This is a genomic window from Streptomyces sp. B8-7, from assembly GCF_058833805.1.
Genome location: NZ_JBYRRL010000001.1, coordinates 910,684 through 925,973, shown reverse-complemented (window position 1 = coordinate 925,973; position 15,290 = coordinate 910,684). Strand labels below are relative to the sequence as shown.

Sequence of the window (15,290 nt, the reverse complement as noted above, 5' to 3'; positions counted from 1 at the left end):
GGAGCACCACCGGTACGGAGCGCGGACACGGGGGTCCGGCGCGATGAGCGGACCTCACACGGTGCCGCTGGCGCTGGCCGTGCCGCGGGTGCTCACCGACCTCAACCTGGCCATCTGGCTGCCGACCGCACTGCTGGCCACCGCGCTGGCGATCAAGCTGCCCAGCATCGTCAAGATGTGGCGGGACCCGCTGCTGCGGGCGGTCGGCGGGCTGCTGCTGTTCGGCTGCGCGGTGTTCGTGTTCGCGGCGCCCTCCACCATCGCCTGGACCAACCGGGTCACCGGGGTGCCCAACATCGCGGCGCCGTGGGTGTATTCGCTGCTGACCGCGCTGTGCGCGTCGTGGCTGCTGCTGGTCGTGGCCTGGCGCAACGGGGCGGACCGCTCCGACGCCACCCGCCGGGCGACCCGCAGGGTGGTCGCCCTGTACGCGGGCGTGGTGGTGGCGCTGTGGGTGCTGTTCGCGTTCGCCGACGTGCCCGTGGAGCGGACGCGTGACCTGGACACGTACTACGCCAACACGCCGTTCATGCGGGAGCAGATCGTGCTGTACCTGCTCGCGCACACCGTGGCGTGCGCGGTCACGGCCCGGCTGATCTGGAACTGGATCCGCACCGACGGCCTCGACGCGTGGCTGCGCGGGGGCCTGCGCCTCCTGGGCGTCGGCTACACCACGAACCTGCTGTTCGACGCGTCGAAGCTGTCCGCGGTCGCGGCCCGCTGGACGGGCAACGACCTGGACTGGCTGAGCACGTACGTGGCACCGGTGGCGGCGTGTCTGTCGGCGACCCTGGTGGCGGTGGGCTTCATCGTGCCGCACGCGGGCCAGTACCTGCACGAGCACGTCCGGATGCGGGCCGAGCGCCGCCGGCTGCGGCCGCTGTACCTGCTGGCGCGTACGGTGTCGGGGGGCCGCGAGCCGTTCGACCCGCGCGCCACCGCCGAGTTGCGGCTGATCCGCCGCGAGACGTTCATCCGGGACGCGCTGCTCCAGCTGTCCCGGTACCTGGACGACGGCCTGCGGGCCCGCGCCCACGAGGCAGCGCTCGCCCTCGGGTCCGCCCCCGGGCGGGCCGCCGCCCTGGCGGCCTGCGTCACCCTGCTGGACGCCGTCGAGACCCGGCGGCGCCACCCCGAGCGCGAGGGCGACGACCCGGCGGACACCGCGTACCTGATGCGGGAGATCCTGGCCGTGTCGCTCGCCCTGCGCCGCACCGAAGACATCGAGGCGGTCCGGGTCCGGGCCGCCGCCCCGGCAGAAAGCGCACGTGCATGACCGAACGTCCCCCCTCCGACGGCAGAACGGCCGTGGTCCTCGGAGGCTCCCACTCCGGCATGCTCGCGGCCCGCGCCCTGGCCGGGTCCGCGGCACGGGTCGTGATCGTCGAACGCGACGTCCTGCCCGACGGTCCCGCCCCCCGCAAGGGGCTGCCGCAGGCCCGGCACGCGCACTTCCTGTGGTCCGGCGGGGTGCGCGCCATGGAGGAGCTGCTGCCGGGCATCGGCGAGGCGCTGCGGGCCGCGGGCGGCCGCCGGATGCCGGTGACGACCGACATGGTCGCCCTGTCGGCGCAGGGCTGGTTCCGGCGCTGGCCGGAGTCGCACCACGTGATCCTGGCGGGGCGGGACCTGCTGGACGCGACGGTCCGCGCCGAGGTCCTCGCCGACGAGCGGATCGAGGTCGTCGAGCGGGCGCAGGCGCTGGGCCTGACCGGAACGGCCGACGCGGTGACCGGTGTCCGCATCCGCACCGAGGACGGCTCCGAACGCACCCTGGAGGCCGGGCTGGTGGTCGACGCGACCGGCCGCGGTTCCGGCGCGTCCCGGTGGCTGGCGGAGCTCGGGCTGCCCGAGCCGCGGCGCCGCGAGGTCGACTCCGGCCTGGCCTACGCGAGCCGCCTCTACCTGGCGCCCGAGGGGGCGCGCGGCCACTTCCCGGTGGTCAACGTGCAGCCCGACCCGCGCGCGGGCGGGCCCGGCCGGGCGGGGTTCCTGCTGCCGGTCGAGGAGGGCCGCTGGATCGTCACCCTCAACGGCACGCGCGGCGGCGAACCCGGCTGTGACGCCGAGGACTTCGTCCGCTTCGCCCGCGAGGAGCTGCGGCACCCGCTGATCGCCGACCTGATCGACCGCGCCGAGCCGCTGACCGGGGTGTCCTGCACCCGCAGCACCGTCAACCGCCGCCACTTCTACGAGCGGACCCGGAGCTGGCCCGACCACTTCGTCGTCCTCGGCGACGCGCTGGCCGCGTTCAACCCGGTCTACGGCCACGGGCTGTCGGTCGCCGCCCAGTGCGCCCTGATCCTGCGCGACGAGGTGCGCCGCCGCGGCTGGGGCACCCCCGGCCTGGCCCGCCGCGTGCAGCGGGCGCTGGCCCGCCCGGTGGGCGCCGCCTGGGACCTGGCCGTCACCCAGGACGTCTTCTACCCCGGCGCCACGGAGCACGGCCCGACCCTCCGCGAACGCCTGGTCTCCGCCTACGTCGACCGCCTGATGCACACGGCTACCGGCAACGGCCGCATAGCCCGCCGCGTCACCGACGTCACCTCCCTGGAGAAGGGCCCCGAGGTCCTCCTCACCCCCGCCGTCCTCCTGGCAGCGGTGGCGGGGCCCCTGAAACCGCCCCTGCCCGGCCCGCCCCTGACCGCGGAGGAACGCAAGGCCGCAGACCTGCTGCCGTAGCCGGACGAAGGCCGCCTCGTGCCACAGCCACCCGCACGAGGCGGCCAGCGCACTCCGCAACACGTCATGCTCAGCGCCAGCCGATCGGAAGCATCGCCCGCACCGCCCTCACTCTCGACGGAATCGGGAAGGGATCACGGGTGAGAATACCTCAGCGATAAATACAGTTGCCGAACCAGCAGGCTCTATGCCGCTCCTGTCGCGCGAACCGCACCGCTCCACAAGGACGGCGCCATATACTCCTGGTCGACCCTTTCACAGCCTCGACTCGAATAGCCCATCAAAGGCGTCGGCGAGCACAGCCATGACTTCCACTTTTTCCCTGGACTTCAGGACCATACCGAGAGTTGCCGCCGGATCTTCAAACACCAGCGTGTCATCGAAGAGGATGTGCACGTTCACCGCGAGGTCGTCGCGATAACCGCCAGTGAGGTAATCATGCTCGATCCACACTCGACGCTGATACGTCGAATCCGCGCGGGCCCGGACCGCAGACACGACGTTTCTGCGCATGTCTGGGAATGAGACATCGCTCAGTTCGGCGAGTTCCACGACGTCCAATTCATCCAGCCTTGAAGGGATACGTGATCACCACGGTGAGCAGTCATCTCATTCATACACTCGTCCAGCCGCCATCACCATGGCAACCATGGACCAGCATTCCGCAGAAGGCAACTCTTTCCCCATCCCCCGAAAGAATCCGTCAGAGTCCAAAACCCAGGCAGACATCGCCTCCAGGAGACTCGCAATATCTCCGTTCTCCCAGGCTTCTGGGCATTCCTCAAAATTCCGGGCAGCGGCTGCCAGGAAGAGTGAGAGACTCTCCTTACCATCAACCGCATGCGCCTCTTCCCAGAAATCCATCATTCACCTCACTCGAATTGAAGTTCCGTCATTCAGCGTCGTAAACTTCCACGACTCTTGCTCAACCTGACGGGGGGTAGCCTTGACAAACCGGACAGGCACTTCTGCCTGCTTGAACGCGTAAAGGCGCCTATTATCGAGAGAGTAAATCTTGCCATCACGCTCAAAAACTCTAATCGGGGGTATGTCACCGGCCTCAACTTCCCCGCTCCGCAACTGAGCGACTGTGTCATCGAGTGACTTGCCGTCCTTATAAGAGCGCTTAATGCTGTCCTGAGTGTATCTGATCCTCCCAGGATTCATCCTTCCCGACGCGGGCAGGCCACCTGGTTTGGGCTTCGGAGTTCCTCCTGCTTGGCCCGAAGCCTCACGAAATGCCTGGCCCAGCTTGTCCGCTCCGGATTGGGAAAGGTTGTAGCCGACCACGGTGCCTGCTGCACCGATGGCTATCTGGCCCGCTCCTGCGACGCACAGCACGCCGACGGCGCATTCAGCGATTCCCCCGATGCCGACGAAGAGGCTCGTCCCCCCCACCACGCCTCCGCCGAACACTTCTGCGAGTCCGGACCAGAAGTCCTGATCCATCAACAGGCTGGCGGCGTAGTTGCCCACGTACGAGTCCGAATCCGAGGGCCCGCTGTCGTACTCACAGGTCCCGGTTCCGTACTTCTGGGAGCAGGCTTCTTCGACCTTGCCCGAACTACCGGCGCTCGCCGTGCCCTTCACGGTGGGTAGCGAGACACAGTGCGGCGCGCAGCCCTCGTGAGGTCGGCCGTTGCCCGCCCTGCCGTCGGGGCGGGTCGGGCAGGGTGTGCCGTCGCCGGCGCCGCCGCAGGCCAGGCCCATGCCGGTGGGGTCGGAGTAGGTGACGGGGTTCTGGGTGGCGTAGCTGTAGCCGTTCAGGGTCTGGTGCTTGTCGAGCTCCAGGAGGGGGTCGACGCTGAGGAACTGGCCGGTGGTCGGGTCGTATTCGCGGGCGCCGATGTGAGTGAGGCCGGAAGTCTCGTCCGCGGGCTTGCCGAGGAACGCCTTGTCGTCGGGCCAGTTGGCGGGCTTGGTGCCGCGGGGGGCGCCGAAGGGCGTGGTGTAGCGCTTCGTGGGGGCGAACGTGCCGGATTCAAGGGCGAGACTGCCGGTGCCGTGGTGGTCGGAGGCGAGGAAGCTGAGCTTCGTCTCCGCGGTGCCCGCCGTGGCGGTGCGTACGGCGATGGTCTGGCCGTTGGCGGTGTAGTAGCGGGTGCCGCTGACCGTCTTGGCCGTGCCTTGCGTGGTGAGGCGGACTTCGGAGTCACCGAGGTAGAGGACGGTGTCCGTGTCACCCGAGGTGGCCGTGTCGCGACGGATGAGGAGCTGGCCCTCGGTGTCGTACAGGTAGCTGCTCTGCCCGTCGGGGTGGGCGGTGGTGGCGATCCGGCCTTCAAAGTCGAAGGTGTGGGTGGTGGTCGCGGAGGCGACCGGCGGGTCGCCGATCCAGGAGCCCGCGCTCCACTGCAGTTTCCAGTCCGCGTCGTAGACGGCGAAGCTGCCGCCGTCCTGCAGGGTGGCGAAGTGGCCCGAGCCCGCCCCCTTCGCTGTGCTGGTGGACCACAGCTTGGTGTCGTCGGCGCTGTAGACGACGAAGTCGCCGTCGTCCTGCATGGTCGCCCACGCTCCGGGGTTGCCGGCGGTGTTCGAGTGCCAGCGCACCGTGCCGGTGTCGCGGTTGTAGATGACCAGATCGCCGTCCGCGGTCATGACCATGCGGGCGAGTTGGCTGCGCACCTCCTCACCCGAGGTGAGCTTCCAGCCCGCGCGCAGGTACTGGTGTGCCACGGACGTGGTGCGCTGACGGGTGTTGCCCGCGTCGTCGTAGCTGAAGGACTGCGTGCGGGTTCCGTCGCCGGTGGTGGTGACCTTCTGCAGAGCGTGCGGCCGGCCGGAGCCGGGGGCGGGGTAGGCGTAGGCCCGTTCGGTGTTCTGGCCTGCGCGGTTGCCGATGCCGTGCTGGGTCTCGGTGGCGCGCTGGCCTGACTGGTTGTAGGTGTAGGAGGTCCAGTAGGGGGCCACGCCGTCGATGTTGGCGGCGGTGCGTCCGGTGGCCGAGCAGTCGGCGGTCTTCGGGGTCCATGCCTCGGTCAGACGGCGCTGACCGTCGTACGTGAAGCACTGGTGGTCCGCCTTGCCGGTGCCGCCGAAGGTCGTCGCGTCGAAGACCGAGGTGACGTTGCCCGCGTCGTCGCGGGTGAAGGCGAGGTCCTGCAGCGCGTAGCCGTGGACGTCGTCGGTGACCTGGATGCCGGTGAGCCGACGAGTGCCGGGCTCGTAGGAGTTGGTGATGTAGGCCTGCTCGCCGAACGGGCCGCGCGTGCCGAGCCTGAGCTGGCGCAGGTCACCCTGCGGGGAGAACGCCGCACCCTGGAGGTAGGCGCTCTTGCCGGTGGAGGTGAGCTGCTGTCCGGTGGCGTTGTACGTGTAGGAGACGACCTCGGAGGGCAGACCGCCCACCGCGGGCGACCCGTGCTGGCTCACGGTGCCGTCCAGCCGGAAGCCGGAGCTGAAGGACAGCTTCGGTCCCACCCCGGCGGCGACCAGCGGGTCGCTGTCGGGCAGGACGAGCTGGCTGCCGGTGACGTTGTAGAGGGCGTCGTACGAGGTGACCTTGCTGGTGTAGGCCTTGCCGGTCGTGGTGGCGCCGCCGTCGTAGCGGACGGACTGGGCCGGCTGCCCCTTGGCGACCGTGTCGAAGGTCCAGGCGGCGAGCTTGTCGGCGTCGGTCTTGCTGGTCTGCCACAGGCCCGTGGTACGGCCGAGTTCGTCGTACTCGTACAGCAGCTTCCGCGCGGTGTCCTCGTTCGGCGTGGTGCTGATCACCTGGTCGAGGCTGTTGTAGGCCGTGGTGGTGGTGCCCTTGTCAGGGTCGGTGGCGGACACCTGACGGCCGAAGAGGTCGTATGTGTAGGACCACTTGGCCTGGTCGGGGCCGGTGACGGTGTCCTGCTGGCCAGCCGGGTGGTAGGTGTGGCGCGTGGTGGTGTACTGGGTTCCGGTCGGCTGGGGACCGGCGTACTCGCGGCGCTCGGTCAGCCGGCCGAGGGCGTCGGTCACCATCGCGGTGGCCTGACCCCCGTCGGGGGCGCTGGTGGTGACCGTGTCACCGGTGTAGGTGGTGGTCGTCGTCCAGCGGGTCGTGCCGTAGGTCTTCGTCACGGCCTGCACGGCCCGGCCCGCGCCGTCGTAGACGGTGTCCGTCTGGATGGGGGCCTGACCGCCGGAGGTCTCGACCGGGGCCGGGGAGGGCGGCTCGGTGCTGTCCCAGATGTCGGCCTGCTCGCTGACGGCCATCCCCCGCGTGTCGTACTGGCTCACCGTGATCAGACGGCCGCCTTCCGGCGAGGGGGACTGCGTCTGCCGGAGGCGCAGCTGCGCGTCGTAGAAGGCGTAGCCGGTGTTGTAGCCGGCCGCGTCGCCCTTGAGAGTGCCGGTGGACACCCAGGACATCGCGGAGCTGGTGACGTGGTAGTCGTAGACGAAGTTCGGTGTCTTGCCGAGGATCTTGAGGCGGTTGGGCAGCCACACCTTGGTGACGCGCCCGAGGCTGTCGTACTCGGTCTCGGAGACCTTGCCGTTCGGGTCGGTCGTCCTGGTCGCCGACCCGGTGGCGAAGTCGATCTGAGTGGTGGTCCTGTGCTGCTTGATGTTCTCGACGGTGGTCGAGGTGAGCGGACCGGAGGCCGACGGGGTGTAGGTCGTCTTCGACACCAGCCGGTCGTCGGTGTCCAGAACGGTGAGGACGCGCCCGAGGGAGTCGAAAGTGAAGGTGAACAGCTTCTGCCACAGGGGCGCGTCGGCGGCGGAGTAGCCCTTGGCACGTCCGGTCCAGGTCTGCTGGCCCTTGGTGGGCTGCTGGTCCGACGACCAGGCGGTGGCGGAGGGGTTGTCGTAGACGATGGCCTCGTCGGAGACGACATCGCCGGGGCGGCCGGAGTCAGCGGGCAGGTCCAGGGCCGCGTCGCTGGTCGCGCACGCCCGCGACACGGTGCGGCTGCGGGACACCAGGGAGTTGATGCCGGCCGTGTCGTTGCGGGCGTACCAGGTGCGGGTGCACTTCTCGTCACCGGTGACGCCGTCGTCGCCGAGGTCCTCGACGGTGGCGGCCATACCGTAGTCGTCGTAGGTGGTCCGGACGGTGTGCACGCGGTCGTGGGCGGTACTGCCGCTGGTGATACGGGTGCGTGCGTGGGTGGCCGCGCTGCGCACGTAGTAGGCCTCGGTGTCCGCGTACGACTTGTGTTGCGTGGCGGTGCGCTTGGACCAGGGGTCGTTGACCGAGCCGCCGACCTCGCTGCCGCCGTCGTAGGTGACGGACTCGCGGGTGAATCCGGCGTACTGGCCGGAGTCGGTGATGGCAGGCGCCTTGACGCCGGTGACGGTGACCGTCTTGCGTGCGGTCGGGTCGGGGGTCCTGCCGTCCGGGCCGAGGACGCGGTCGCCGTTCATGCCGCGCAGGTAGACGGTGACGGACTTGCTTTGCGTCCCGGTGGACACGCCGGTGAGGTGTGTGACGCGTTCGAAGCCGCGCCAGTTCGACCAGGTCCGCTCCTTGGCGGGGGTCAGCGGGTCCTCGTTGTAGTGCCAGGCACCGCCGCTCGCGGCGTACTGGTAGGAGTGCTGCACCGCGAGGCCGCCGCCGGTGGGGTCGGTCACGGACACGGCGCTGACCGGGTACTTCTGGAACCAGTCGAGGACGGGCTCCTTCTCCCCGTTGGGCGACCAGTACACCGGGTAGCAGCGCCTGGTGTTGGTGTCGGGCTTGGGCATGCTCTGCCCGTGGGCGCAGTCGGCGGGCAGGTAGGTGACGATGGTCTGCGCGCCGGTCTCCGAAGTGATGGTCCGCAGGCGGGGCTTGTGCAGCGGCAGGATGTCGTCGGGGCCGTCGACGCGGTTGGCCAGCATTTCGTGGCCGAACGTGACGGGGTCGAGGGAGAGGTCGGTGCCGCGCTTGCCGGTGTGCCGGATCTCGTCCAGCCACAGCGACTGGTCGGTGGTGTCGCCGGTGTCGCCCGGGTCCAGGTACAGCTGCTTCAGCGTCCAGACGTCGACCGGCTCGTACGCGGGGGTGGACGCGGCCGCGTTCCAGGCGTACGTGGTGATGGAGGCCAGGCGCTTGCGGGTGAAGAACGTCGGGCCGGCGTTGCCGGTGCACTTGACGTCGGCCTTGCACACCGCGTCGAAAGGCACGTCGGGCCAGTTGTCGCGGGTGGTCTCGGTCAGGGAGTCGCAGCCGGTGCCGGTGGCCAGGCAGCGCTCCGCGTAGCTTAGGACGACCTTGTTCGTGGCCTTGTCGGGGCTCCCGATGCGCTGGCCGTAGCGGATCTCCTTGAGGTAGCCGCCGCGGGTGTAGGCGTCGCCGATGGTGTCGTCGCCCAGCTTGTCGTAGTGATTGGTCTCGGCGGCGTACCAGTAGGAGCTGGTGTTGCCTCGGGTGTCCTCGACGTAGTCGAGGTTCCAGCGCCAGGCCTGGGTCTTGGCCCGGCCGGAGAAGGACGTGCCGTCGCTGTAGCCGGGTTCGCCGCTGTCGTCACCGAAGACGGGCACGGTCCACGCGGAGTTGGTGCTGTCCCCGGCGCCGGCGCCGGGGAGCTTGTTCAGACCGAACACGTACTCGGTGCCGTCGCCGGTGGTGACGGTCCAGTACTCGCCGTTGTCGTCGCCGTTGTCGGCGCCGGTGGAGCGGGTGACCGTGGAGGCGTCGTCGTTCTTCAGCCGCCAGACTCCGGTGGTGTCGTCCTTGACGAGTTCGGACGCCCTGCCGTTGAGGACGAGGGAGGCGTTGTCGTACTTCCAGCACAGATCGAACTTGTCGGTCTGCCCGTCGTCGTCGCAGGAGCCGTACTTACGCTCGATGTAGGACGAGGTGAGGTCGAAGCCCTCACCGACCTGGCTGCCCTGGTTGTTGGTGGAGGCGGTGCGGCCGTCGACGCTGCCCGAGTCGTAGGAGATGGCCAGGTCGGGCTGCGGGCCTGCCGCGGCGGGCGGGACCCTCAAGGGGTAGGACCAGGTGAACGTGCCCGAGCCGCCGCCGGCCTCCCAGGTGGAAGAGGACGACAGCGGGGTGGCCTGGTAGTCGCCAGCCCCCGACTGCGTCCCGGCGGCGAGCGCCAGCATCATCGGCGCGTTGCCGGAGGGCAGGCTCAGCGCGGCGGAGACCCGTTGGTCCGTGCGCTTGTTCGCGGAGTCGAGCTCCGTGCGGGTTCGGCACTCCGACCTGGCCGGGGTGTCGTCGGCGCAGTCCGGCAGGCGGAACATCTGCAGGCGTCCGGCCCAGTCGCCGCCGTACGCGGAGGCGAAGGCGGAGTAGTCCACGTCCAGGTCGGCGCGGCCGCCGGTGGGGGCGGCGACCTTCAGCACCACGCCCTTGACGCCGAGTTCGGCCGCGTCCTGGTGGTCCAGCACCTCGACGGAGAGAGACCGCGCCTTCCTGCCCTTGGTGGGGGCGGCGGCGGAGACGGGCAGCGAACCGGCCCGCTTGGCGGCGACGGTCCGACTGCCCCCGAGGTTGAGGGTGGTCCTTCCGGGTGCGGGCCAGGAAGTGGCGTGCTGCTCGTCGCGGCGGGCGCGTTCGGCGGCCGAACGGTCCGCCTCCGCGGCCTTCCTCATGATGGCGGCGGTCCTGCTGTCGACCCGGGCCTTGAAGGGGTGGACCTTCGCGGAACGCGGCGGTTCGAGTCCGGGGGCGCCCAGCGGCTCGGGGCCGGCGGCGAAGGCGACGGGGGTGAGCAGGCCCGGGATCATCGCCAGGCCGGTGACAGCGGCGAGGCGCCGGGTCCAGCGTGCTCGCCTGCCACCCGAGCGTCCCCGGACGGACCGGGTTGTGCCGAAGGGATTCACGTGGCTACTTCCTGATTCGGGCCGGGCGGCGCTGCGCCGGGCCGTGATCATCAGTGGGACGACATCGACGTGCGGTGAGGGCACGCAGGAAGCGGGTGCTGCCGTGCGGGCGGCCTGCCCAGGGGCGCCGCCCGCACGGTGGGCACAGCGGTCAGGCGCTGCTGACCGGGTCGATGATCTGGGCGTTGATCTGGTCGGCGGTGAGGGCGCCGGTCCAGACGCGCAGACTCTCCAGACGGCCGACCATGTTGTTGCCGGTGGTGCCGCCGACGGTGCCGCGTCCCCAGCTCAGTGCTCCGTCACCCTGCTGGGGGTTCGGGAAGCCGGCCTCTTCCTCGCCGGACTGGCGGGTTCCGCCGACGTACAGGTGGAGCCTGCCCTGCGGTCCGTCGAGACCGGAGTCCCTGCCTTCCTGGGCGTCGAAGACCCCGGTCAGCGTCACCCAGGTGTCGGTCATCGCGAGATCGTCGGCGGACGCCGTGGCGCTCAGGGTGACCTTCCCGTCCGAGCCCGTGGCGGTGCGGGTGAACTCCCACAGGTAGACGTCCTGGGCGATCTTGTCGACCCACAGAGCCCACGAGGACTCGCCGCCCATGCGCTGCCCGGCCACCTGGCCCCGGTACCCGGCCGGCTTGGCCGAGAGCCCCGCGGAGTCCAGCCAGACCGCGGCGGACACGGTGAACGAGCCCGTCTCGTCGACGGCCGGGCCGGCGGACGACGCGTATGCCGTGCCGTCCAGGATCAGGGCGCCTTCCGCCTCGTCGACCGTCGTCCCGGAGACGGTCATGTCCGCGACCGGGTAGGAGCTCAGTTCCGGGATCGCGGTGCCGGTGGCGGAGGCGGTGTCCCAGTGCGCGACCAGTTCGTTGGCCGGTGTCCCGTCCGGCAGGAGTGCCTGGGCGTCCACGACCAGTTCCGCGGGGGACAGAGCGCGCTGCCAGGCCGTGACCTCGTCGATCAGTCCGACGTGGTGCTCTCCGTAGGAGCCGTTCGACTTGAAGCGGCCGAACTGCAGCCCTCCAGCCGCGGTCCACGGGGTGTAGGAGGGCGCGGCCTGCGACAGCACCACGGGCTGTCCCTGGGGGCGGCCGTTGACGAACAGCTGGATGGTGTCGTCGGAGGGGTCGGTGTCGGGGAGGTCGTCGTCGCCTTCCGTCCTGAACACTCCGGCCACGTGTGTCCACACGTTCGCCGCGGGGCTCTCCTGGTCCGCCACCGAGCGGATGTAGGCCGGGCCGGTCGAGTCCTTGTCCGTGCGGTTGAACACCCACTTCTTGAGGGCGCTCGAGTAGTAGAGGGCGAAGGCGCTGCCGTCGGTGCCCGGGGCCGACAGCACCACGCGGTTCGCGGTGGGGTCGGTCAGTTGCACCCATGCGGAGACCGTGAAGGAGTCCCGGGTGTTCACGACGGGTCCCGAGGTCGACGCGTAGCCCGTGCGGTGCATGGGGTCGGACGAGTAGTCGTTCAGCCGGAGCGAGTAGTCACCGTCACCGCGCCGCGCCCGGGAGGACCAACCAGGGTCGGCTCCGCCCAGGGCGGCATCGTGCCGTGTGCCGACCTCTGCGGTGTCCGCGGCGGTCGTCTGGCCGGGTCCGGGGGCGACGTCCAGATGCCACAGGCCGACCGGCCCCTCCGCGGGCTTCACCTTGAAGATGAACTCCTGCGGTACTCCCCAGCGGTTGTGGACGTCCTTCGCCCGCACCGACAGCACCTGGGTGCCGGCCAGCGGTGGGACGACGTCGTCCACCGTCGTCTTCAGCCCGCTGCCACGAGGCACGCTCACGGCCTGTGTGGAGAGCAGCTTCCACTCGTAGGCCGTGATGTCGGTCGAGCCGTCGGAGATGTCGGCGGTGTTCGGCTCGAACACGAAGCTTCCGGGAATTCCCGGGCCGCCTTTGCCCTCGCAGACCGTGGAACAGAGGATGTAGGGCGATACCGGAGTGATCCGCGGCGCCTTCGGCGCGGCCGAGTCCATCGTGAAGTAGCACCACGAGCTGTATCCGGACCAGAGATCACCGGGGACGGTGTTGTAGGTCCAGTGCGACTGGGTGCGTGCCTTGAGGCGGTACGAGGTGCCGTCGGCGAGCTTGCCGCCCGCGATGCGTTCCAGCGTGTTGTCCGGGTCCCAGCCGGAGTCGGGCGCGGAACCCGACCAGGCCTGACGCCAGACATTGTCGCTGCCGCGGGCCTGGAGCAGGAACTCAGCCTGCAGAAGGGCACTTGACCCCGAGAAGACCTGCGTCTGGAGCCGCGCCTGGACCGTCGGCGTCTCCGTCGTGACGACGAGGGGATCCGTGGAGGCCTTGCAGTACGCGGTCGTACCCGTCCCGGGGATGATTCCCACGTTGGTCGGCACGCCGGGCTTGTAGGCGTAGATCACCTGGAGTTCGGCGTTGTCGTCGAACCTCTTCCACGCGCGCGTGTCGGTCTCGTCGTGGGCTCGCAGCATCAAGGTCAGCCGGCTGATGGAACCACCGGCGAAGGAGCGGACGGTACTGGTGAGGTTCTCGTCCGGCTCACCGGGGTTGTCGTTGAACTCGATCCACGCGTCGGGCTGGTCCGGTGAGCAGAGGGTGCCTCGGCCTGCGGCCACGGAGCGGTCGACCATCAGGTCCAGCTGCGAGGGTCCCGGCCATTTGGTGGCTGCGGAGATGTTGTTGGTGCGCACCAGGTCGACCGTGTGCGGGTCGCAGTTGAACGACCAGGTCTCTCGCGCCCTGAAGGTGGCGTCCAGCACGTGCTTGCCGGCCAGCGCGGTCGGAGCGAACTCGAAGTACATGCGGTCGACGTAGCCGGCTCCGCAGGAGTACCCGTCCGCTGTGCCGCACTTGCCGACGCCCTTGTCCCCGTCGAACATCCAGAACGTGTCCCCGTCGGAGGAGATCTTCGTGCGCTCCTGCGCTCCCAGACCGATCGACGGGTCGATGTACACCGGATAGACCGTCTCGGGGCCCCGCAGCAGGCCGAGGTCCGGCCGTACGGCGATGGAGTTCTCGTCCACGCTCACCGGCAGCACCGCGCTGGAGTCCCCGCCGCCGGGCCGGGCCGGGTCCACCGATTCGTCGGCCCCGCTGTCGTCCGCGTCGGAACGCAGCAACTGCACCTGCGGTCCTGACGGAACATCACCCGCGGAGTCCCACATCTGCCCGGCGGGGCCATGGAGGACGGTGTTGCCGTCCTCGTCGAGAGCACGCACGCCACCGCCCGCCCCCGGCACCACGGTCAACCCAGCTCCGCGTGCGCTGAGTTCGACCCTCTCCAAAGCAGGGTTCCGGGCAGCCTCCGGCGTCCTGACGACGAGAACCTCCCGGTATCCCTCAGCCGTGGCCGTCAGTTGCAGGTCCACGCCGTCGAAGACGTCCTGGTAGGTCGCGGTGGCGCCGTCCAGGACGGGCTTCGGCAGCGCACCGGACCATCCGAGGGTGACCGACCGGCCGTGCTTTCCGATGCTGAGCATGTCCGCGCCGGGCCCGCCGCCGGAGAACGACAGGTCGACAACGGCTCCCTTGGGAGCCACCCGCCCGTCGGCCCGGTGCTCCAGCGTGGCGTCGACCGCCCCCCAGCCGCCGTCGGCCCGCTTGACGCGGCGCGGCGTGGTGGACTGCGTCAGGGTGAGTGTGCCGTCGGGGTTGGCGTACGTCGTGGTGTACTCGCCGCGCGCCTCCGTCACCTCGACGGGTTGTCCGGTGGCTTTCGCCCGCGCCAGGGCGGCGGCTTCGCCGGTCGCCGTCTCGGCGGCCGACGCCGCGGGTGCGATCGACCCCGGCAACACCGGCAACAGTGTCAGCACCAGCGCAGCAGCGGTGACACCCCCCAGCGCAGTCGCTCTCCTTCTTCGCGTACGCCGCACGGGGCCCCCACCCCACTGAAACTTCACAGATCCCCCTGGGCACAGCGGTCACACAGGCCACAGTGAGTAAACGTAAGGTTGCCTGAAGCAGTCAACTGAGTGTGCCGCATGTCACAGCGTCAGGTCTGCATGTGGCCTGAGCTGTTGTTTTCCCATGGACGGCGGAGCCGTCGCCTCACTTCCGGAGAAACCGTCAGGCCGTCGGACCGATAGGGCGAAGGCACCCTGCCGGAACAATCCGGTCGGTGCTCGGGAGGCCGGGAAGCGCTCTCGCGTGGTCGTGCCGCCCGGACCGGCACGGCGTGCCGCACGCTGCTGCGTCCGGACGGCGGTCCTGCGCCGGGCGGCACGCGTGCGGGACGCGCGGGTGGGGCGGGGCCGGGCGCGGGGAGGGGAGGGGTGCGCGAGCATGGGGGTATGTCGTCGTCTTCCGGTGTCTTCGGTCCGCTCGAGTTCCAGCTCGTGCTGCTGCGGCGGATGGCCGACCACAATCCCGGGCTGGTGGAGCGGGCCCGGGGGGCGTTGGGGGTGTCGGCCGGGGAGATGCGGGAGGCCAACCGGCGGTGGCAGGCGATGGTGCGGTCGCCGCGGGCGCGGGCGGCCTCGGCGCGGTACCGGTCGGTGCTCGGGCCGCCCGAGTCGACGGCCGGCCGCCGGATCGGGGACCTGGACTGCACCGCCTGGTCGTGGCCCGTGCCGCTCTGGCCCGACCTGCGCTTCGAGGTGCTGCTGGCGCCGAACGGCGCGGTGTGGAACGAGTGGCTGGTCCGCGCCCCCGGTGCGGCGGGCCCCGAGCTGCGCACACTGGCGGACCTCACCCCGTGGTCCTGCACCGTCGACGAGGCCGCCCGGGCCTTCGCCCCGGCCCGCCCGCTGGAGGGGACGGCTCCGACACGGTGGGGCCTGGCCTTCACCGCCCCCGACGCGAGCGGCGCACGCCGTCAGGTGGCGGCCGAGTTCAGCTGGGGACTGCTGCAGCGGGTCGCGGTGCGTTGACCTTCCCCCTCGGTGAAGCCCCAGCATCGAC

7 protein-coding genes are annotated in these 15,290 nt (G+C 70.2%); 3 read left to right on the top strand and 4 right to left on the bottom strand.

What is annotated here, in order from left to right; genetic code table 11:
• The first annotated feature begins 43 nt into the window (after positions 1 to 43).
• Together AC5K6T_RS03850 and AC5K6T_RS03845 are read left to right on the top strand one after the other, a co-directional pair.
• Positions 44 to 1,276: an MAB_1171c family putative transporter gene (locus AC5K6T_RS03850; RefSeq protein WP_493205620.1), complete on the top strand. Its 1,233-nt coding sequence runs from the start codon at positions 44 to 46 to the stop codon at positions 1,274 to 1,276.
• Positions 1,273 to 2,682, top strand: a complete 1,410-nt coding sequence (locus tag AC5K6T_RS03845) for an NAD(P)/FAD-dependent oxidoreductase (protein WP_493205618.1) — start codon at positions 1,273 to 1,275, stop codon at positions 2,680 to 2,682. The genes AC5K6T_RS03850 and AC5K6T_RS03845 overlap by 4 nt, the downstream gene beginning before the upstream one ends.
• Positions 2,683 to 2,937: 255 nt before the next feature.
• On the opposite strand, the gene AC5K6T_RS03840 is transcribed toward AC5K6T_RS03845, so the two are convergent.
• The 4 genes from AC5K6T_RS03840 to AC5K6T_RS03825 all read right to left on the bottom strand — a co-directional run bounded on the left by AC5K6T_RS03840 (position 2,938) and on the right by AC5K6T_RS03825 (position 14,200).
• A complete protein-coding gene (locus AC5K6T_RS03840) occupies positions 2,938 to 3,234 on the bottom strand; it encodes an SCO4402 family protein (RefSeq protein WP_493205616.1) in 297 nt (98 codons plus the stop codon).
• Between the two features lie 57 nt (positions 3,235 to 3,291).
• Positions 3,292 to 3,549, bottom strand: coding sequence for a DUF7660 family protein (locus AC5K6T_RS03835; protein ID WP_493205614.1), 258 nt, complete (start codon positions 3,547 to 3,549; stop codon positions 3,292 to 3,294).
• The gene (locus AC5K6T_RS03830; protein WP_493205612.1) at positions 3,550 to 10,317 is read right to left on the bottom strand and encodes an RHS repeat domain-containing protein; all 6,768 of its coding nucleotides are present in this window, start codon (positions 10,315 to 10,317) and stop codon (positions 3,550 to 3,552) included.
• Between the two features lie 247 nt (positions 10,318 to 10,564).
• Positions 10,565 to 14,200 carry a laminin G domain-containing protein gene (locus AC5K6T_RS03825; protein WP_493207318.1) on the bottom strand — a complete coding sequence of 1,212 codons (3,636 nt, stop codon included), beginning with the start codon at positions 14,198 to 14,200 and terminating at the stop codon, positions 10,565 to 10,567.
• Positions 14,201 to 14,680: 480 nt separating this feature from the next.
• On the opposite strand from AC5K6T_RS03825, the gene AC5K6T_RS03820 reads away from it, so the two are divergent.
• Positions 14,681 to 15,259: a hypothetical protein gene (locus tag AC5K6T_RS03820; RefSeq protein WP_493205610.1), complete on the top strand. Its 579-nt coding sequence runs from the start codon at positions 14,681 to 14,683 to the stop codon at positions 15,257 to 15,259.
• The last annotated feature ends 31 nt before the right edge of the window (positions 15,260 to 15,290 follow it).